The following is an 18,522-nucleotide window of genomic DNA, read 5'->3' as shown; positions in this document are numbered from 1 at the left end:
CGCAGTCCTTATTGCCGGGAATGGCGCCGGCCTTCGCGTACAGCGGAAAGCAGATGTCGTCGCCACTATCTGCGTTCGCGCTGAACGCGACCAGCATCAGCGTGAAGGCGATCAGGAAGCGAGACAGCATGCCAGCCGCTCGTCCCCGTGTTGTCCGGTCTTTCATTTCGCTCCTCCTGTTGTCCGTTTCGCCAGCAAAGACGCAAGAACTTTAAAGAGGAAAGCGAAATAATTGCTTAGGAAATTTCCGAACTATCTGATTGCATTGAGGTACGCGATGCTGCCGATATCAGGCCGTCCTGTCAGAGGACGGCGTTATTAACCTATGTGAGCTGGATTTGGAGAGGGATGAAGCGCAAACTTCCTGGCACGTGGTCAAAAAATTGGCCCGCTGATGGGCGAGCCGTGGAACGCCATTCGCAATCCAAGTGTCGTGAGAACGCGATCTTATTTTAGACAACAGCTGCGCGTGCGTCGTGCATGCAACGTCCAGATACACCATACGCGCCGCGATGACCGCGCAGTGGAATACGTAGGCCGGGTCTGTCGGATAAAAATGCAGCGAATCGGGTCGCTCGACCCCAACGAAGGCGAATCCTTCTGCAAAGCTGGCCTCGCAAGCCGCATCGAGCGCCGCGAGGGCCAACGCACGCTTACCTCCTCACTGCATAGCCGCATAATACTTAGCCACACTATCAATCTCCGCCGGCGTCATCTGCCTCGCCACATTCCGCATCTGCTCATTGATATCGTTATGCCGGGCACCGGAAGCAAACGCCCGCATCTGCGCAGCGAGATAAATAGAAGACTGTCCACCAAGCCAGGGCGCGGCGCCCTTACGATCCAACTGTCCATGACATGCCGCACAGGGCGCAATATTCCGCTGCGGATCACCCTGCATCGCAAGCTTCACAGCATTCGCATCCGGCCGCGCGCCAGTAGGCAAAACCTCCGCCGCCGGCGCCCTCGGCAGCGAAGCATAATAAGCCGCCAGATCATGCAAATCCTGATCACTGCGAGCCGCAATGATCGGCTGCATGATTGCGTTCTGCCGCACGCCGTTCTGATAATCGCGCAGCTCTTTATAGACCACGTCAGCATATTGCCCGGCCAACGCAGGCGCCGTCACCTGCACCGTCCCCAACACGCCATGACACATCGAACAATTCTGCGTCGCGATCGTCGCACCGCGGCCGATCGAATTCGCGTCGGCTCGTGCACGCCGCAAAGGCGGTAACACCACCACCTCGCTCGGCGCCGGCCCAGCGATATTGGAACCGCCGCCATACCAACTAGACGGCGCGCCCGCAGCGCTGCAAATCGTCGCCCATAAACCACGCTCGCTGAATCCACTATTCGCCGATGGCAACCAGATGAACCCAATCAATATCCCCACGACGGCAATCGCAATCGTGCCGCCCAAGCTCACCGTGAACCACGGGTTGCGCAAGCTGAAGACGCGTTCCTGACTCATCGCTGCGCTCCGACGACAACTGCCGGCACCGACGTCTGCGGCAATCTGAGCAACTGAACGATCGGCACACTGTAGTTGACGACCGTCAGCCCGATCATCAACGCCACCCACAAGCCGAAACTATTGAGCGCGGCAGGCACGTGCTCCACCGGCTGCACCGCGCTCGCAAAGCGGAAACTCTGTTGCTGGACCTCAGGCCCAAATTGCGATTTCGCGAGGATGTAAATGAACAGCACGCCGGACACCACCAGAATCAATCCGCCCACCGCCGACATCCCGACCCAGAACGCCTGCGCTTCCATCCCCGGCGTGTTGTAGTCGTAATACGCCATACGGCGCGGCGCACCCAGCAGGCCGACGTAGTGCCACGGCAGCGTCACCACCATCATGCCGATGAACCACAGCCACAGTTGCGTGCGCACCAGCTTCACCGACGCAATCGCACGGCCGGTCAGTTGCGGCCACAGTTCATACGCGATCGCGAAGTACATGATGACGATCGCCCCGCCGAAAATCAGATGGAAGTGCCCGGTCACCCACTGCGTATTGTGAATCGTCGAGTTCAACTGGTAGCTCATGTTGATCAGGCCGCCCGCACCGCCAAGGCCGAGCATCACGAACGAAAACGCGATCACCAGCATCATCGGGTTCTGCCACGGCAATGCGGTCAACCAGCCGAACGCGCCTTTGCCGCCACGCAGCCGGCCGGCGATTTCCACCGACGCGCAGATCGTGAACACCGTCAGCAGCGTCGGCACCGACACCATGCCGGTAAACACCGCATGCAGGAACTTGAAGCCCGAGCCGACCTGCGGATCAGCGAACAGATGATGAATACCGATCGGCATCGCGAACACAAGGAACAGAACGAACGACACGCGTGCCATCGAATCGCTGTAGAGCCGTCCGCCGATCGCACGCGGCACCAGCGTGTAGTACGCGATATAAGCGGGAATCAGCCAGAAGTAGACGATCGCATGCAGCGTCCACGAGAACAGAATGCGCGAGAGACCGGCGTCGATCGTATTGGTCAGGCCGAAAGCAACCGGCAAGATCTGGAACAGGATTTCGAGTGCCGCGCCGACCGCGGTCCAGGCCCACAGGTACGCGCCCGCCACGTTGGCGAACATCGCAAGCGGTACGGGCTTGCCGGGATTGGCGCGTTTCCACACACGCAGATTCACATGCATCAGCGCGACCCAGATCCACGAGCCAACCACCACCAGCACCACACCGAGGTAATAGAACGGGCTGCCGATCATCGGTGGATAGAACGTGTAGAGCACCGAGGCCTTGCCGAGCGCCACCGGGACCATCGCCATCACCGCGCCCACCGCGAGCATGATGAACGCGGCCCACGCCCATTTCAGACCGACGAGCCGCTGCGCAAGCGCCAGTTCGACGATCGCGTAGCCGAAGCCCATCGAAACCAGCGTGGGCAACACATAAGCCATCACCGAGCCATGTGCGGTCACGGATCGATAGTAGAGCTCGGGGTCGCCGACCCACGGCACCAGTGGACTACGCACCAGCATCTGCCAGGCACCGAGCAGCAGTGCGATCAGAAACGCGATGAAGGCGAGCCAGAAATGCGCGAGAACGAGTCGCTTAGCGTGAAACACAGCTGAGTCTCCGTGATTGTCGGGCTTGCTCGAAGAAGGTGGCTTTGTCGATGACCTTGACGTGGGCCCACATGGTCTGGTGACCGAAGCCGCAGAACTCGTGACACGGCATGGTGTGATCGGCGGGTTTGTCGAAGCGCGTGTTCAACGTCGCGACGTAACCCGGTACGACCATCGTGTTGATGTTGGTGTCGGTCACGAGCAGGCCGTGCACGACATCGGCGCTGGTGGTGCGGATCGTGATCGGCGTGTCGGCCGGCACCAGCAGACACTGCGGCGTGAACGAATACTGCTGCGCAATGAAGCGCACGACCACCGAGCCGTCCGGCTCGACGGCGCTGCCGAGATTGTCTTCGACGAATTCGCCGGACAGTTGCAGGCGCGAAGGATCGATCGTCTCGACCCGCGACGGCGGCATCATCGCCCAATGCAGTCCCGAGTACACGATGACGGCGAGCATCAGCACGATCAGCGCCACGGCGAAAATCGCCCAGCGGCGCTCGGCGCGTAACGCGACTTCGTGGCCGCTGCCCGATTGGTGATTGGAATCAGTCGACATAGTCAGTGGATGACGCCGCGCGGCAGGAAGACAAGAAAGTAAAAGCCGAACCAGATCGCCATGACGATCAGCGTGGCGACGCCGGCCACGGCGATCGCGCCATGCGGGCCGGCCGCGACGACGCGTTCCACTGCTTCATCCGTGGGTGGGGCCGCGCTGCGGGTATCGTTCGCTTCCATCTAGAGATTCTCCAGTGCAGCGGTTCAGGTTCAATGCAGCGGTGCCTTGCGCAACTCGTTGACCTCGCGGGTCGTCACCGGTTGGCCGTGGTTGCCCCACGCCGTGCGGATGTACGTGACGACGGCGGCGGCGTCGGTATCGTTCAGTTCCTGGCCGAACGGCGGCATGCCGTACGGCTCGGGATTGCGCATGGTGCCGGGCGGGAAGCCGCCATTGAGCACGATACGAATCGGGTTCACCGCGGAATCCATTTCGATCGACTGATTGCCGGCCAGCGGCGGGTAGTGCTGTAACTGGCCTTCGCCCTTGGCGCCGTGGCATAGCGCGCACTTGTCGGCGTAGATCTTTTCGCCGAGCGCGAACACGTTGGTGTTGGTCGGCGCCGACGGTCCCGACTTGCGGCCGCGATTGTCCGGCAATGTCTTCAGATAGACGGCCATCGCCTTGATGTCGGCTTCAGTCATGTATTGAAGACTGTGATAGGTGACTTCGGCCATCGGCCCGTACACGGCGCCGCGATCGGAAATGCCCGCCTGCAACAGGTCGACGATGTCCTTGATGCTCCAGTCGCCGAGACCGCCGTCCTTGTCGGACGTGAGCGACGGCGCGTACCAGTTCTGCACCGGAATCAGACCACCGGCGAACTGCTCGCTTTGCGACGAGCCGCCGAGCGCGTTGATCTTGGTGTGGCACATCGTGCAATGCCCGAGTCCATCGACGAGATACGCACCGCGATTCCATTCGACCGATTTGGTCGGATCGGGCTGGAACTCGCCTTCGCGGAAATACAACGTGCGCCAACCGTACAGCAGCTTGCGCTGGTTGAACGGAAAGCGCAGCGTGTGTTTATGGTTCGGCTCGCGTACCGGTGTCACCGACTTCAGATACGCGAAGATCGCGTCCGAGTCTTCACGCGTGACCTTGGTGTACTGCGCGATCGGCATGGCCGGGTAGATCAGCGTGCCGTCCGGCGTGCGGCCGGTGCGCATCATCTTGAAGAATGCGTCCTCGCTCCACGTGCCGATGCCGTATTGCGCATCCGGCGTGATGTTCGGCGAATACAGCGTGCCGAACGGCGTCTCCATCGCGAGGCCGCCGGCGAACAGCTTGCCGCGCGGCGCGGTATGACAGGCGACGCAGTCGCCGGCGCGCGCCAGATACTCGCCGCGTTTGACGATGTCGGGGCGGGTGTCGGCTTTGTCGCCCGTGGCGGTCGTTGTCCGTGCCGTTGTCGTGGCGGCAGGCACGGCTTCGGCGGCGCGTGCTTCCGTGATCAGCAACGCGCTCGGTGCGCCGCCAGGCATGACGCTGCCGGCGACGATCAAGCCAACAACCAGCAAGCCGGAGATGAGAGATGCCGCGATGAGACGGCGCTTTGTGATCGCATAAGAGACTGAACGGATCGAGCGAAGGGTCGGCTTCATTGCGGTTGGCTCCCGCATGCGAGAGGCAGCCGCTCAGCGGATGCCGGCGCGGGCCGCGGATCGGCGGGGCGCGGCTGACGCGCGAGCCAGCTCGATACCGCGGTGATGTCCTTATCGGTCAGCTTGACGGCGATCGAATGCATGCAGTCCGGCGCAAGCGCGTGACGTGTGCCCGAACGCCATGTGCCCATCTGCCCGGCGATGTAGCTCGCATGCAGACCGAGCAGGCCAGGAATGCCGGGTTGCGTACCGGTCATGCGCGCTCCGTGACAGGCGATACACGCGGGGATCTTGCGTGCCGGGTCGCCTTGCGTGACGAGCCGTTGTCCTGCTGCAAGCACCGCCGGCGCGACGTCGCTGTGATCGGCATTGGGGTAGGGCGGCTGCAGGTCGGCGAAGTACTGGCTGATCTTGCGCAGATAGTCGTCGGGCAGAAACGCGAGCAGATAACCCATCGGCGGATAGGTGCGGCCGCCGTCACGGAACGCGGTCAACTGATTGAACAGATAGTCGGCGGGTTTGCCGGCGATACGAGGAAAGTAATCGTTATTCAGGCCCTGGCCTTGCACGCCATGACATGAGGTGCAGGCGCGCACGCGTTCGTCCATTGCCGAGGGCATGGCGCCTGATGCGCCAGTGGCGGCGAACGCCGCGCCACGCCACACGACGTAAAACACCAACAGGATCGAAAATCCGATAGTTCTACGATGCACGCCAGGCCTCGTCGGGGGAACGGTTCTTTTCGCTATTTATTTATCACGCATGCGCGCATGAATTCGCTTATGAATTCGATGAGCGAGGCACGATACGCCAGTTACTTTTTCGTTTATAACGACCGCATGAACAGCAAATCGAAACGGACTTATTAAGGAGGCGCAGTGTTGAATCGATACGGCGACGCGATTGCTATATAAAACAATGACCTGCCTGAATGCGCGGTGGGTGGCGCGTTTCGGGCTGCATGTTTGGGCTGCGTGTTTCGGGCTGCATTAATGATCGTTGATACGTCTACCTAATGAGTATCAGGTTGCAGGAATTTATCCCGTGCGTCAATCAAAATTGGTGGACCAGCCGGCGCCTTACTCGATCAGCATAGGCGTCGATTAGAGCGCATTCAATATTTATTCTGAATGTCGTTTAAGTGCGCGACGGATCGGCGAATGCGATCGCTGCGCCGCTCTCCGTTTCTCTCGCGATTCGTGGCTCGCTGTGCGTACAGCGCCGCGCCGCACGCTAACCGAAAAGACGCATCAACGCAGTGCGTGCGTTACTGACGCGTTCGCTTTCGCCGACCCGTCCCGGCAATAGATGAAACTCGACAGCAGGCAGAGCGGGCAAGCCGACGCTCGGGGGACAGGCCACCACGCCCCCGCCGATCGACGATTCGTTCAGACAGGAAATCCCCAGCCCGGCCTTCAATGCGAGCTGTAGCCCGGCCACGCCGGAGGCCGAATGCGACACCAGATACGGCACCTTATGCTCGTCCAGAAGCTTCACGACGAAGCGCTGCAACTGGCAACTCGAAGGCAGTAAAACCAGCTGATAGGGCGTGGCCGGCCGCGAACTGGCATCGGCTGCGCAGACCCACAGCAGTCTCTCGCGCCGCACCACCGTGCTCTGCGTAGCGGCGCGGCGGCCCGGGGCGCGCGGGCTTCCGGTCACGAGCCGCAGCGAGAGGCCGATGTCGTACGACGCATCGTCGCCGGCGCTGCTGTCGATCACGGCACTTGGCTGCACGGTCACGTGCAGCTTCAGGCGCGGGTGCTGTTCCGAAAACGTCTTAAGAATGCGCGCGATGTCGTGCGGCCGGTAGTAATCCGTGATGGCGATGCGGAGTTCACCGTCGAGCGAACGGCCTTGCAGGTCTTCGAATGCCGCTTCGCTCATGGCGATGATGCGCCGCGCGTGATCGAGCAGGCGGCTGCCGGCCGGCGTGGCCGACACGCCTAGCTTGCTGCGGACGAAGAGCGGATGGCCGGCGCGCTCCTCGAGTTTCTTCAACTGCTCGCTCACCGACGACTGCGATAGAAACACCCGTTCCGCGCCCGCCGAAACGCTGCCCGACTCGGCGACGGCGACAAAGGTGCGCAATTGCGTCAGGTCAAATCCACGTTGGCTCATGATTCGGCATACCCGATGGAAGTCATCTGAATTTCCGGCTTTTCCGATGGTTGGTCCAGCCGTAGGATACCTCCAATTCATTCACTGCAGAGACCGTCATGAAAAACGAGTCGATGGACGCCGGCCGGGTGCCGGGTGGGCGTACGGCCAATCATCGGTGGAAGGTGCTGGGCGTCGGCTTCGCGGCGAACGCGAGTTTTTCGGCTGCTTTCTCGGGGATTCCGACGACAGCCGTGTTTTTGCGTTCGGGCTATCACCTTGGCAACGATGGACTGGGGTTGGTCCTCGGCATGCTCGGTTTGGGCATTGCGGTCAGCGAGTTGCCATGGGGACTCCTGACCGACCGGTGGGGCGACCGCCGTGTGCTCGTGCTCGGACTGCTTTCGACTGCCGCCGCGCTAGCCGGGCTGGCCTTGTTCGTGGTGCCGTCCGGTGCGCACGTGCCGCACATGGCCACGCTCGCGCTCGGCCTGTTGCTGGTGGGTCTGCTCGGCGGCAGCGTCAATGGTTCGAGTGGCCGCGCGGTGATGGCCTGGTTTCGCGAAGGTGAGCGCGGCCTCGCGATGAGCATCCGGCAGACCGCGGTGCCGGCCGGTGGTGGCCTCGGGGCGCTGATCTTGCCCGTGCTCGCCTCGAGATTCGGGTTTGGCAGTGCTTACACCGTGCTGGCCCTTGCGTGCGGGATTACCGCGGGGTTCGCCTGGTGCTGGCTGCACGAACCTTCGCATGCCGAAGGGAGCGGCGCGGGTGCGGCTCGCCATGCGGCGACTGCGGCCGCCATGCCGGCGAAGGTTTCGCCGCTACGCGATATCGGCATCTGGCGAGTGGCACTCGGCGCCGGCGCATTGTGCGTGCCGCAGATTGCGGTCGTGACGTTCGGAACTGTGTTTCTTCACGACTTTGGCGCTGCCGGCGTCCTGGCGATCAGTGTGACGATGGCGGCGGTGCAAACGGGCGCTGCGATTGCGCGGGTCTGGAGCGGAGCGTGGACCGACCGGCGCGGCAATCGACGCGCGTACATGCGTGCCTGCAGCGTGCTGACGGCGGTGCTGTTCGCATTGCTTGCCGTGGTGACGGGCCTTACCGGGATGCACCACGCGGCGCTGACGGCGGTGTTCGCGCTGATGATCGTGCTGGGCGGCGTCAGCGGGTCCGCGTGGCACGGCGTTGCCTTCACGGAACTCGCGACGCTTGCAGGAACGAGTCGCGCGGGTACCGCACTCGCGATGGGCAACACCTGCGTCTTTCTCACGCTGTTCCTGACGCCGCTCGCGATTCCGCCGTTGTTGTCGGTGGGTTCGTGGCCGACGGTGTGGGCGGTAGCCAGTGTGTGCGCATTGATCGCACTACCGGTATTGCCGCGTGCGGCTCGCGCTGGAAAGCTCACAGCGGCACGCGCGTACGACGCCACATGACGGGGCAACCATAGCCGGTGGTCTGACGCTACCGGCCTCATTCGTTGTTTTCCGTGCGACGGGAGCGGCGGTACGCGCTCCCGTCGCTGACTTGCATTCACGCGCGAATTAGCCGCGAAATAAGTACCCTTGCGCATTCGATTCGCATAATTCTGCATTCTCATCTGATAGTGCCGCGATGGACTATCAAATTCTCCGCCGGTTTAGGAACCCTCCGATTTCCGCATAGTTGTAGCGGTGGTTTTATGGCCGCCCCTGGCACGTCATTCCTGGCCAGGGAGGCCGTCAAGCAGGCGTCGTGCAAGTGGCATTCTTCCTGCACGTTCGCCGAAAACGCCTACAACAACCGAGAGAAATCATAGTGAATCTTCGAGTCATTCTGGCGGACGATCATCCCTTCGTTCTGCTTGGCGTTCGCGCCGCCCTGGAAATGCATGCCGGTGTCACCATTGTCGGCGAAGCGGCGACACCTACTGCATTGATTCAGCTCTTACAGAGCACGCCATGTGACGTGCTCGTCACCGACCTGACAATGCCGGAGGCGTCGGGTGCGGTCGAAGATGGGCTGGACCTTGTCAGGCGAATCCAGTGTGCCTGGCCATTGTTGCGCATCGTCGTGATGACAGCTGTGACGAACACGGCGATTCTGCGGGCCATCGTGTCGGATGGTGTGGTCACTACGCTCAGCAAAATGGAAACCATGGACGAACTGTGGCAAGCGATCGAGGCAAGTGGAAAGGGCGACGTATACGTTGGCCGTTCCATCATCGAAGCGCTCGCCCAACCTCAGGAAGAAGCGTGCGATTCGCCGCCGGCTTCATGTTTGTCCCGCAGGCAGGCGGAGGTCGTCAGAATGTCCGTCCGTGGTCAATCGATCTCGGAGATCGCGGTGGCGCTCGGATGCCATCGCCGAACGGTCAGCCGTCAAAAGCGCGAGGCCATGGCGAAACTCGGCGTGACCAACGATCCCGGTCTCTTTGCTCATGTCCGTGCATATGGAGTTTGCGAAGGTTAAATCGTATAGCTAATCAATATTTTCATGCGTTCATTGAGCTATTTCGGAGCGATCTTATGTCTATTTTCCGAAATGTGTTTAATGATCGCGACAGGGCCAGTTGCTCCGGAGAGAGCGACGGGTAATCAAGGTACGGGGGAGAAAAAACGATGAACGACAACGCCGACTTAAGCACACCAGTTCGAACCATCATCGCGGACGATCATCCATTGGTTCTGTTGGCGATCGAAAATCTGATGGCAGGCTATCCGAATATACAGATCGTCGGCCGCGCTGCAGATGCCACAGAGCTTTTCAAAGAAGTCGATCGTATTCCGTGCGATCTCGTTCTCATGGACCTCTACATGCCAGGAGGCTTCCACGGCGACGGACTGGAATCCATCAGGCGATTCAAGGCGCGCTATCCCAACATCGCACTTGTCGTGCTCACCATGGAAACCGAAGCCGCCGCGCTGAAAAAGGTCATCGCACTCGGTGTCGATGGACTGATCAGCAAACGCGACCGTATCGATCTGATTCACGTGGCAATCGTCACGGCGCTCGCACGTGAGTGCTACCTCGGGCCGGCGGTGCGGTCGCTGATTACCGAAGCAACGGTCGCGCAGCGGCACGATTTTGTCCGGAACATGTTGTCACGGCGCGAATTGGAGGTGTTCACGCAATACGCTTCCGGACTGGGCGTAACTGAAATCGCTGCGCGCCTTGGGCGCAGTGTCAAGACAATCAGTGCACAGAAATGTACCGCGATGCGCAAGCTAGCCTTGCACAGCGACGCGGAACTGTTCCGCTTCGCCGTCGAGCATGGCGTGATCTCCGAAGATTGCGTGCAGAACCGGCGCTGAGCCGACAAGACGTCCCGCCGGTCCGGTGGCGTGGCGAATAGAAGATGCACTTGGCACCCCTGGGGATGCACGTCGCGTGCGGGGAGTGCCAGTCGATAAGACAACAAAAAAATGACACAAAAGATCCGCGTCATCGTGGCCGACGATCACGACTGCGTCCGTGTGGGTGTGATGCGCCTGCTGCAAGCGGCACCTCACATCGAGATAGTCGGTGAGGCGCCCGATACCCGAACGCTTGCCGAATTGCTCGACACTCATGCGTGCGACGTCGTCGTGTCGGATATCGGCATGCCGGGCATTGACGGGGCCAGCAACGTCGTGTCTTTCCTGCGCCGCCTGTTCCGGGCTCGGCCGCATCCCTGCGTCGTTGTCCTGACGATGATCTGTCATGCGCACATGCTTTCTGGATTGTTGCACCTCGGTGTAGCGGCAATCGTCGACAAACGCGATACCGCCAAGGCGTTGATCGAAGCGATCGAGGCTGCGGTTGCCGGCGGTGTCTACCTTTCGGATCAGGCACGCGTGGCGATAGACACTTCCGACGCGCCACCGCAGCCACGCGCAGGCGTGCTGAGCGCGCGCGAGTGGGAGGTCTTCCAGCTTTACGTGCAAGGTCTGGCTGTCCACGAAATCGCAACACGTCTGCAACGCAGCGGCAAGACCATCAGCACCCAGAAGCGTAGCGCGATGCGCAAACTCGGTCTCGAGACAGAAAAAGACCTGATCGACTATGCGAGACAGATAGGGTTGGCCTGACCGTCGTGTGAGAGAACCAGGTCTCGACAACCGACGGTTCCTAGGACTTTAGGAGTCTTCTGATTGGTTGGGAGACCTTGCCGCTTCATAGTTCTGAATTAGCTGAGGCTCGACTTCCAACACCCGCATCAAGAAAGCAGTCATTTCGCCATGCCGTGTATTGCCGAGCCTGGAAAATTCAGGCAGATGTCTCGCGGCTCGTGTGCGGCGCCGTCTGCCATTCGCACAAGTACTCGGAGGCGGGATGGTAGCGCTAGGCAAGCGGTTATTGGTCGAGGGGGTCGGGACGGCGTGGGTGGTGTTCATCGGCTGCGGCAGCATTGTATTGAACACCGGCGCGGTGCAGCAGGGCTACGGCGTGCTCGAGGTATCACTCGCGTTCGGTCTCGCACTCGTCACGGCGAGCTACGCGTTCGGCACCATCTCTGGCGCGCACTTCAATCCCGCCGTCACGATCGGTTTCACGGTCGCGCAACGTTTCCCGGTTCGCGATCTGCTCCCCTACATTGCCGCGCAGATCCTCGGGGCCATCGCCGCCGCGGCGCTGCTCGCTTACGTGGCGAGCGGCCGCCCGAGCTTTGAACTGGGCGCGAGCGAATTCGCGGCAAACGGTTTTGGCGACCATTCCCCGGCCGACTATCAACTTCATTCCGCACTGGTCGTCGAACTTGCGCTGTCGTTCGCTTTCGTCCTGGCGAGTCTCATGATGACCCGCCAGCGGAGGTTGCGGCCCATCGCGCCGGTGGTCGCGGGCGCGTGTCTGACGATCGCGTACATGGTGTCGATTCCGGTGACCAACGGCTCGATCAATCCCGCTCGCTCCACGGGGCAGGCATTGTTCGTCGGCGACTGGGCGCTCGATCAGCTCTGGCTGTTCTGGGCGGCGCCGTTGCTGGGCGGCGTGGTCGCTGGTGCGCTGTTTTCATTTCTGTGCGGCAAGTCCGCTTCGCAGGCCGCGTCGCTCGCTCACCGGCAGAGCGACGTCGCGTGAGCGCCATGATGCTCTCTAGCAAATTGCCACGCGGTGGCGTGCTCAACGGGGTGCTCAGTGTTGTGCTCAGCGTTGTGACCAGGCAGGTGCCGCGACGCATCGTGCAATGCCTGCTTGCCATGTTCGTGTTTGTCCTCACGCAGATGCAGCCGGCGCTCGCCCAGCCGTTCACCGGTCACTCGCATCCGTCGGTCAGCGGCGCCTTTCCTGCCAAGTTGACCGTTGGCGTTCTGGCTAACGGCTGGATGCCTTTTGACGGACTTCAGGACGGTCAGCTAACCGGCTTGAGCGGCGACTACCTGCGTGCACTGGTTGGGCCGAACGTCGTGATCGAGTCGAAGGCGTATCCCGACATGCCGCAATTGCTGGCCGCGGCGTGCGCAGGCAACGTCGATCTGGTCATGAGCCTCGCGCGTACGACAGATCGGGAACGCTGCTTGAGCTTCAGCTCGCCGTATCTACGGGCGTCGGCGTCGGTGGCGGTCCGCCGCAACGGCGATGTCTACGCCAGCGCCGCTCAGCTTGTTGGCGCGCGCCTCGCGGTGGAGAAAGGGTTTGCGCTGGAGCGCTCATTGCGCGAGCGCTTTCCGCACACTCAGCTCGAAACCTTCACAAGTACGCACGCGGCGCTCGATGCGGTCGCGCGAGGCGATGCCGACGCCTATCTAGGTTTTACGCCTGCCGTTCAATACGCGCTGGCCACCGAGGAATTCCGCGGACTGCGAGTCGCCTTCGAGGAAAACGGCAGGATCGCTGACTTGCGTTTTGCTGTGCCGCGTAGCAGGGCGGCGTTGCGCGACCAGCTCGATCGGGCGCTCGCCTCGATGAATCCGGCCGACGAAACGGCGATCCGCGTACGGTGGCTATCCGGCAGCTTCGACGCACCCGCTGCGCCGGCTGCGCGACGCCTCGTGCTGACGCCGGAAGAGCAGGCCTGGCTTCGTTCGCTGCCGCCGTTGCAGGTGGGTTTCGATACCGGCTGGCCGCCTTTCAGTTATGTCGACGATTCCGGCCACCCCGCGGGCATTGCCGCCGAATATCTGGACTATTTGAGTCGTGCGCTGGGTGTCACATTCAACCGGGCCCGAACCGCCGACTGGCCGGCGACCCTTGAAGCTTTCCAGCACGGCGATCTGGCGATTCTGGCCACCTCGTCCAGTAACGACCCACGTCTGAAGAACGCGCTGCATACCCGTGCATACGAAAGCTATCCGCTGGTGATCGTCGGGCGCGAAAACGAACCTGCCGCGCGTGCGCTCAACGATTTCGCCTCGCGCCGCATTGTGGTCTCGTCGCATACCGCCGGCTCGATTCCGCTTGCGATCGACAGGATTCCGGCTGCCAACATCGCTGTCGCGCCCAGTCTGAACGACGCGCTCAAGATGGTCGAGAACGGCGAAGCAGACGTACTGGTTGGCAACGTGGCCGCCATCGATATCCTGCTGAAGCAACGTTACGCCGGTGTGCTCAAGATTCTCGGCACGGTCGGCGAATCCGACTCGCTCAGCTTCGCGGTGCGCCCGGATCTGGGGCCGCTCGCCGGTTTGATCGACCGTGCGTTGCTGGCTATGCCGGCCGCCGAGAAGCAGCGCATCCGGCAAAAGTGGGTGACCGGCAGTGCGGGAGATCTGGGCACTTGGAGCGTGACAGCCGTGCGCCTTCTGCCGTTGCTGATCGGCATCGGTCTCGTCTTGCTGGTCACGCTGCGGGCCTATGTGCTGTTGCAGCGCGAGGTCAGACTACGCAAACAGACCGAAGGCGAGCTGGCGGAACAGCTGAATTTCCAGGAAACCATGATGGAGATGGTCCCTTATCCGCTCGTCGCCAAAGATCTGGATGGACGCTACATCGCCATCAATCGGGCGTATGAAGAAGCGTGCGGGTTGCGCCGCGAATCCGTGATCGGGCGCACGGCCATGGACGTTCAGACATGGGGCGAAGCCAACAGCCGCGTTCTGGACGAACTCACACGCAAGATGCTGACTGACGGTGAACCCGCGCAGGCGGAACTCCAGTTTCAACGTGACACGGGCGACCTGCGGCACGGCTTGTTCTGGACGCGGATCTGTCACGGCAGTGACGGCAAGCCGAGCTGTGTGCTGGGAACGATGGTCGACATTACCAATATCCGGCGTGCTGAAATGCTTGCGCGCGAAACCGAGCGGCGCCTTTTCGACGTCACGCGCTCACTGCCGGCCGTCGTATTTCAATTGCGCCGCACCGCGGACGGTGCGTATTCATTTCCGTATATCGGCGGCGACACGCGACATCTGCTGGGTGGCGACGGCGCTTCGTCGATGACTCGCGAAGAAATCGATTTCGGACGCGTGTGCGAAGCAGACCGGTCTTTCGTGATGGCTGAGCTGGAGCAATCGGCGCGTTGCGAAACACCGGTGAATATGGAGTTTCGCTTCGACGTCGAGCGTGAACTGAAGTGGGCGCGCGCGGAGTTGGTGCCGCGCCGCAAGGCGGATGGCAGCGTGGTGTGGAGTGGCTATTGGGTGGACGCGAGCGCAGAGCACGCGCGGTCCGAGGAACTCGCGCGAGCGCGCGACGTAGCCGAAGCCGCCTCGCGTGCGAAAGATGACTTTGTCGCGATGATGAGTCACGAAATCCGTACGCCGATGAACGGCGTGCTGGGCCTCGTCGAAGTGCTGGAACGCACGCCGCTCAACGCGGATCAAGGCGAAATGCTGAGCATGATCCACGAATCGGCGGGTGCATTGCTGCAGATCCTGGACGACCTCCTCGATTACTCGAAGATCGAAGCGGGACGGCTGACGATCGAAGCCGAGCCTATCGACATGCGCGAACTGGTGGACAACGCGGTCGGTTTGCTCGCGGGCCGCGCACACGAAAAAGGGCTGAAAGTACGCGTGGATATCGCAGCGGATGTTGCGGCCACGCTGCGTGGTGACAGCGTGCGATTGCGGCAGATTCTGTTCAATCTGCTCGGCAACGCGATCAAATTCACGCCGGAGGGCGAGGTCGACGTGCAGGTTGCCGTCGTCGAGCAGACCGGCAACGATCAGACTCTCGAGATGACCGTCAGGGACACCGGCATCGGCATCGCGCCGGAAGCGCAGGCGCGGCTGTTCGAGCCGTTCGTGCAGGCGGAGTCGTCTACCACTCGCCGCTTCGGCGGTACGGGTCTGGGCCTGACGATCTGCCGCAAGTTGATCGACCTGATGAACGGCTCGCTCGAATTGCATAGCGAACCTGGGGTCGGTACGCGCATGAAGGTGTGTCTCACGATGCCTGTGGCATCCCAGCGTTATTCGATGAGCGGTTTGCGCGGCAAGCGCGGCATCGTCGCGATGGGCGACGCGCGGGTCGCGCAGGCGCTAATGCATTTCGGTCAGGCCCTCGGGCTCGAATTGCGCCGCGTGTCGCCAGACGCAACCGAACTCGGCGATCCTGCTGTCCTGGCAGACGTGGATATGATTTTCGTGAGTGAGGACGTGGTGCTGCCCGCTAGCGTCGGCTCCGGTTCGCGAATTCTCTGCCTGACGGAAAAGCCGAAGCCGACCGGCTATCGCATCCTCGACAACACCGTGCGCGTCAGTATCAATCCGATCTCGTGGCGCGGTCTCGGCGCCGCATGTGCCGCGGCGATGACCGGGTTGCCTTCGGTGGCGCCGCGTTCCGCCGGCATGCCGCGCATGACTGATGGCGCCAACGTGCCGCCGGACCGCGAACGGGCCATTGCCAGCGGACGGCTGATCCTGGTTGCGGAGGACCATCCGGTGAATCAGGAGTTGATCCGTCATCAACTGGCCTTGCTCGGTTTTGCCTGCGACGTGACGAACGACGGCGTCGAGGCACTGGCCGCGCTCGAACAAACCAGCTACGGGTGTCTGATCACAGACTGCCACATGCCCAACCTCTCAGGCTACGAACTGGCGCGGCGCATCCGGGAACAGGAGCACGGTGGCACGTACCATCTGCCGATCCTGGCAATTACCGCGAACACCGCGCCGGAGGACCTGAAGCTATGCCGTGACGCGGGGATGGATGATTGCCTCGTCAAGCCGACTCGGCTTGCTACGTTACGCGACTACCTGAGCCGTTGGTTCGGCACTGACAGTGCATGGCAAGTCGCTCCGGCGGAAACGGTCAGCGCGCCGCTGGTTTCCGCGCCGGATGCGCGCGGCGTTCCCGAGCCATTCGTTCCGGTCGACCTGGGTCAGATGACGCAGTTATGGGGCAGCGAATCGACCGTTAAGGCATTGCTCGATTCGTTCGTCTCTTCGGTGCGCGAAGACGTGCAGGCATTGTCGCCGCTACTTGAGCGTGTCGAGGTCGAGCGTTTGCGTGAGTGGCATCATCGTGTGGCAGGGGCGGCGAGCGTGTTGCAGTACCCGCCGCTGCTCAACGCGTTGGAAGACTATCGCCGCGACATCACCCTCAAGTCGCCGGAGCGGTTGCGCAGCGACGGATTGTCGCTGGCACGCAAGTGCAACGCGATGCTCGACGGTATCGAGGAGCAGGCTGCATTGCTCGCGTGACGCCGCTTTGCACGGTAGCGAGGCGCGACCGTAGCGCCTCGCGAGGCTGATTGCATAGACGCGCGCTCGATGTCTATCCAGGCGGCGTCCATGCGGAAGATCAGCTAGACGAAAAAAAACGCGGCCGAAGCCGCGTTAAGGATTTGGAGACATCCCTCGATGAAGGAGTCACTTCTCGCAACCGGAAGCATAACCGGGTGCGTGCAAAAGATTTATCACGAAATGCACAATTAACTGTTTGAAAATATCGATGAAAGCGTCGATCCGGTGCCATTTCGGAAGTAGTCGACGGTGAATTCGACAAACGATCGTGTCTTGGCGGACACGTGGCGGCGCCCGGGGTACACCAACGAGACTTCCTTGTCCGCGCCTTTGAGCCGGTAGCCCGGCAGCACCTGCACGAGCGCACCGCTCTGCAGGTCCGCTGAAACGTGATTCTCCGGCAGGATGGTAACGCCCATGTCGGCGAGCGCCGCCTGGCGCAACATCACGGCGTTGTTGACCGCGTAGGCGGCCTCCATATTGACGGTGACTTCTGTTTCGCTGGCGTCGACGAAACACCACTCCGCGCTGTGAACATTGGCTGACGGCGCCAGAAATGGATGTGCGGCAAGCTGCGCGGGGGCGGACGGCGTACCCCGAGCAGCGAGGTACGCGGGAGAGGCGACTGCCACCGAGCGGACCCTGAACAGGGCTCGTTTGATCAACGTGCAGCCGCTCACCTGTCCAGGCACCACGATGCCCACGTCAAATCCCTCGTCGATCAGATCCACTGGCCGATGCAGAAGGATGACCGAGAGTTTGACTCGCGGGCACTGTAAACGATATTGCTGCAGCAGCGGCGTGAGTCCAAATAATGAGAATGACGCGACGGCCACGAGTTTCAGCGTGGCGGACGGATCGTTCGCACGTTGAGCGACGCCGGACGCCATCGCTTCCAGTTGATCGAGCAGTTGCCGGCAGCCGTCGGCATAGGCGAGTCCGGCTTCGGTCAGCGACAGGCTGCGAGTGGTGCGGTTGACGAGCCGCGTATCGAGGTGTGTTTCGAGCAGGGCGACATAGCGTGTCACGACCGCATTGGACAGATCCAGACTCGCCGCTGCCCGCCCGAAAGAACCGTTATCGGCGACTTTCAGAAAGACGCGCATGGCCTGCAACTGATTCATTTTGATGATGGGCTTGAGCGGGACGCGCCTGAGTGCGCAAGGTGGGGCGATAACGACAACGCCAACGCGTCGATGCGCATCAACAACTCGGTGAAGTTCCAGAGCGCGAACTATGACGGCTTCTCGTTCAGCGGCCTGTACGGCTTCTCGAACCAGGCAGGCGCATTCGCAAACGATCGCGCTTATAGCGCGGGCATGGGCTATTCGAACGGTGGCCTGAAACTGGCGGCCGGTTACCTCCAGGCGCAAGGTCTCGGCGGCAAGGCGAATGGCGCGATCCAGGACGGCGCATCGGACCTCGGCGTGGCGGGTGAGCGTCAGCGGCAGCGCACGTGGGGCGCAGGTGGCAGCTACGCGTTCGGTCCGGCAACGGTAGGTCTGGTGTACACGCAAAGCCGTTTAACTTTGCAGCCAACGACGCCTCCGTGCGTTACAGCAACTACGAAGTC

General features: G+C 61.7%; 14 protein-coding genes and 1 pseudogene. 7 read left to right on the top strand and 8 right to left on the bottom strand.

Going from position 1 to position 18,522, the window contains the following annotated elements; all coding sequences use genetic code 11:
- Positions 1–661: 661 nt before the first annotated feature.
- The 7 genes from QOC89_RS19025 to QOC89_RS18995 all read right to left on the bottom strand — a co-directional run bounded on the left by QOC89_RS19025 (position 662) and on the right by QOC89_RS18995 (position 7,380).
- On the bottom strand, positions 662–1,474 hold the full coding sequence (locus QOC89_RS19025; RefSeq protein ID WP_323046443.1) for a c-type cytochrome: 813 nt from the start codon (positions 1,472–1,474) through the stop codon (positions 662–664).
- Complete coding sequence (locus tag QOC89_RS19020; protein ID WP_323046442.1) at positions 1,471–3,096, bottom strand: b(o/a)3-type cytochrome-c oxidase subunit 1; 1,626 nt, start codon at positions 3,094–3,096, stop codon at positions 1,471–1,473. The genes QOC89_RS19025 and QOC89_RS19020 overlap by 4 nt, the downstream gene beginning before the upstream one ends.
- The gene (locus QOC89_RS19015; RefSeq protein ID WP_323046441.1) at positions 3,083–3,655 is read right to left on the bottom strand and encodes a cytochrome C oxidase subunit II; all 573 of its coding nucleotides are present in this window, start codon (positions 3,653–3,655) and stop codon (positions 3,083–3,085) included. The genes QOC89_RS19020 and QOC89_RS19015 overlap by 14 nt, the downstream gene beginning before the upstream one ends.
- 2 nt (positions 3,656–3,657) lie before the next feature.
- Complete coding sequence (locus tag QOC89_RS19010) at positions 3,658–3,834, bottom strand: hypothetical protein (protein WP_323046440.1); 177 nt, start codon at positions 3,832–3,834, stop codon at positions 3,658–3,660.
- A 30-nt stretch (positions 3,835–3,864) separates the two neighbouring features.
- The gene (locus QOC89_RS19005) at positions 3,865–5,259 is read right to left on the bottom strand and encodes a c-type cytochrome (RefSeq protein ID WP_323046439.1); all 1,395 of its coding nucleotides are present in this window, start codon (positions 5,257–5,259) and stop codon (positions 3,865–3,867) included.
- The gene (locus QOC89_RS19000) at positions 5,256–5,972 is read right to left on the bottom strand and encodes a c-type cytochrome (RefSeq protein ID WP_323046438.1); all 717 of its coding nucleotides are present in this window, start codon (positions 5,970–5,972) and stop codon (positions 5,256–5,258) included. Before QOC89_RS19000 ends, QOC89_RS19005 begins: the two co-directional genes overlap by 4 nt.
- 520 nt (positions 5,973–6,492) lie before the next feature.
- On the bottom strand, positions 6,493–7,380 hold the full coding sequence (locus QOC89_RS18995) for a LysR family transcriptional regulator (RefSeq protein WP_323046437.1): 888 nt from the start codon (positions 7,378–7,380) through the stop codon (positions 6,493–6,495).
- Positions 7,381–7,478: 98 nt separating this feature from the next.
- On the opposite strand from QOC89_RS18995, the gene QOC89_RS18990 reads away from it, so the two are divergent.
- The 6 genes from QOC89_RS18990 (at position 7,479) to QOC89_RS18965 (ending at position 16,907) form a co-directional block, all read left to right on the top strand.
- Positions 7,479–8,795: an MFS transporter gene (locus QOC89_RS18990; RefSeq protein ID WP_323046436.1), complete on the top strand. Its 1,317-nt coding sequence runs from the start codon at positions 7,479–7,481 to the stop codon at positions 8,793–8,795.
- 361 nt (positions 8,796–9,156) lie between these two features.
- On the top strand, positions 9,157–9,810 hold the full coding sequence (locus QOC89_RS18985) for a response regulator transcription factor (protein ID WP_323046445.1): 654 nt from the start codon (positions 9,157–9,159) through the stop codon (positions 9,808–9,810).
- Positions 9,811–9,959: 149 nt separating this feature from the next.
- A complete protein-coding gene (locus tag QOC89_RS18980; RefSeq protein WP_323046435.1) occupies positions 9,960–10,652 on the top strand; it encodes a response regulator transcription factor in 693 nt (230 codons plus the stop codon).
- A gap of 111 nt (positions 10,653–10,763) precedes the next feature.
- Complete coding sequence (locus QOC89_RS18975) at positions 10,764–11,408, top strand: response regulator transcription factor (protein ID WP_323046434.1); 645 nt, start codon at positions 10,764–10,766, stop codon at positions 11,406–11,408.
- Positions 11,409–11,652: 244 nt separating this feature from the next.
- Entirely contained in the window at positions 11,653–12,399 is a 747-nt protein-coding gene (aqpZ, locus tag QOC89_RS18970) for an aquaporin Z (protein ID WP_323046433.1), read from the top strand.
- A 143-nt stretch (positions 12,400–12,542) separates the two neighbouring features.
- Positions 12,543–16,907 carry an ATP-binding protein gene (locus QOC89_RS18965; protein WP_323046444.1) on the top strand — a complete coding sequence of 1,455 codons (4,365 nt, stop codon included), beginning with the start codon at positions 12,543–12,545 and terminating at the stop codon, positions 16,905–16,907.
- A gap of 230 nt (positions 16,908–17,137) precedes the next feature.
- Here the strand turns inward: QOC89_RS18965 and QOC89_RS18960 are convergent, their stop codons facing one another.
- Positions 17,138–18,073 (bottom strand): LysR family transcriptional regulator, encoded by a 936-nt coding sequence (locus tag QOC89_RS18960; RefSeq protein WP_323046432.1) that lies wholly within the window; start codon positions 18,071–18,073, stop codon positions 17,138–17,140.
- 48 nt (positions 18,074–18,121) lie between these two features.
- Here QOC89_RS18960 and QOC89_RS18955 point away from each other — a divergent pair.
- Positions 18,122–18,522: pseudogene (locus tag QOC89_RS18955) on the top strand (porin); the annotation flags it as partial.

Origin of the sequence: Paraburkholderia sp., from assembly GCF_034668105.1 — a bacterium.
In the GTDB taxonomy this organism is placed as follows: domain Bacteria; phylum Pseudomonadota; class Gammaproteobacteria; order Burkholderiales; family Burkholderiaceae; genus Paraburkholderia.
Note: the sequence above shows the minus strand (reverse complement) of the source record. Positions and strands in the feature narration are given on the sequence as shown.

What these genes read in the sequence shown, in the direction of transcription:
- QOC89_RS19025 (WP_323046443.1), bottom strand. Translation starts at nt 1,474, where the DNA reads ATGAGTCAGGAACGCGTCTTCAGCTTGCGCAACCCGTGGTTCACGGTG.
- QOC89_RS19015 (WP_323046441.1), bottom strand. Translation starts at nt 3,655, where the DNA reads ATGTCGACTGATTCCAATCACCAATCGGGCAGCGGCCACGAAGTCGCG.
- QOC89_RS19010 (WP_323046440.1), bottom strand. Translation starts at nt 3,834, where the DNA reads ATGGAAGCGAACGATACCCGCAGCGCGGCCCCACCCACGGATGAAGCA.
- QOC89_RS19005 (WP_323046439.1), bottom strand. Translation starts at nt 5,259, where the DNA reads ATGAAGCCGACCCTTCGCTCGATCCGTTCAGTCTCTTATGCGATCACA.
- QOC89_RS18995 (WP_323046437.1), bottom strand. Translation starts at nt 7,380, where the DNA reads ATGAGCCAACGTGGATTTGACCTGACGCAATTGCGCACCTTTGTCGCC.
- QOC89_RS18990 (WP_323046436.1), top strand. Translation starts at nt 7,479, where the DNA reads ATGAAAAACGAGTCGATGGACGCCGGCCGGGTGCCGGGTGGGCGTACG.
- QOC89_RS18980 (WP_323046435.1), top strand. Translation starts at nt 9,960, where the DNA reads ATGAACGACAACGCCGACTTAAGCACACCAGTTCGAACCATCATCGCG.
- QOC89_RS18975 (WP_323046434.1), top strand. Translation starts at nt 10,764, where the DNA reads ATGACACAAAAGATCCGCGTCATCGTGGCCGACGATCACGACTGCGTC.
- aqpZ (WP_323046433.1), top strand. Translation starts at nt 11,653, where the DNA reads ATGGTAGCGCTAGGCAAGCGGTTATTGGTCGAGGGGGTCGGGACGGCG.
- QOC89_RS18965 (WP_323046444.1), top strand. Translation starts at nt 12,543, where the DNA reads ATGCAGCCGGCGCTCGCCCAGCCGTTCACCGGTCACTCGCATCCGTCG.
- QOC89_RS18960 (WP_323046432.1), bottom strand. Translation starts at nt 18,073, where the DNA reads ATGAATCAGTTGCAGGCCATGCGCGTCTTTCTGAAAGTCGCCGATAAC.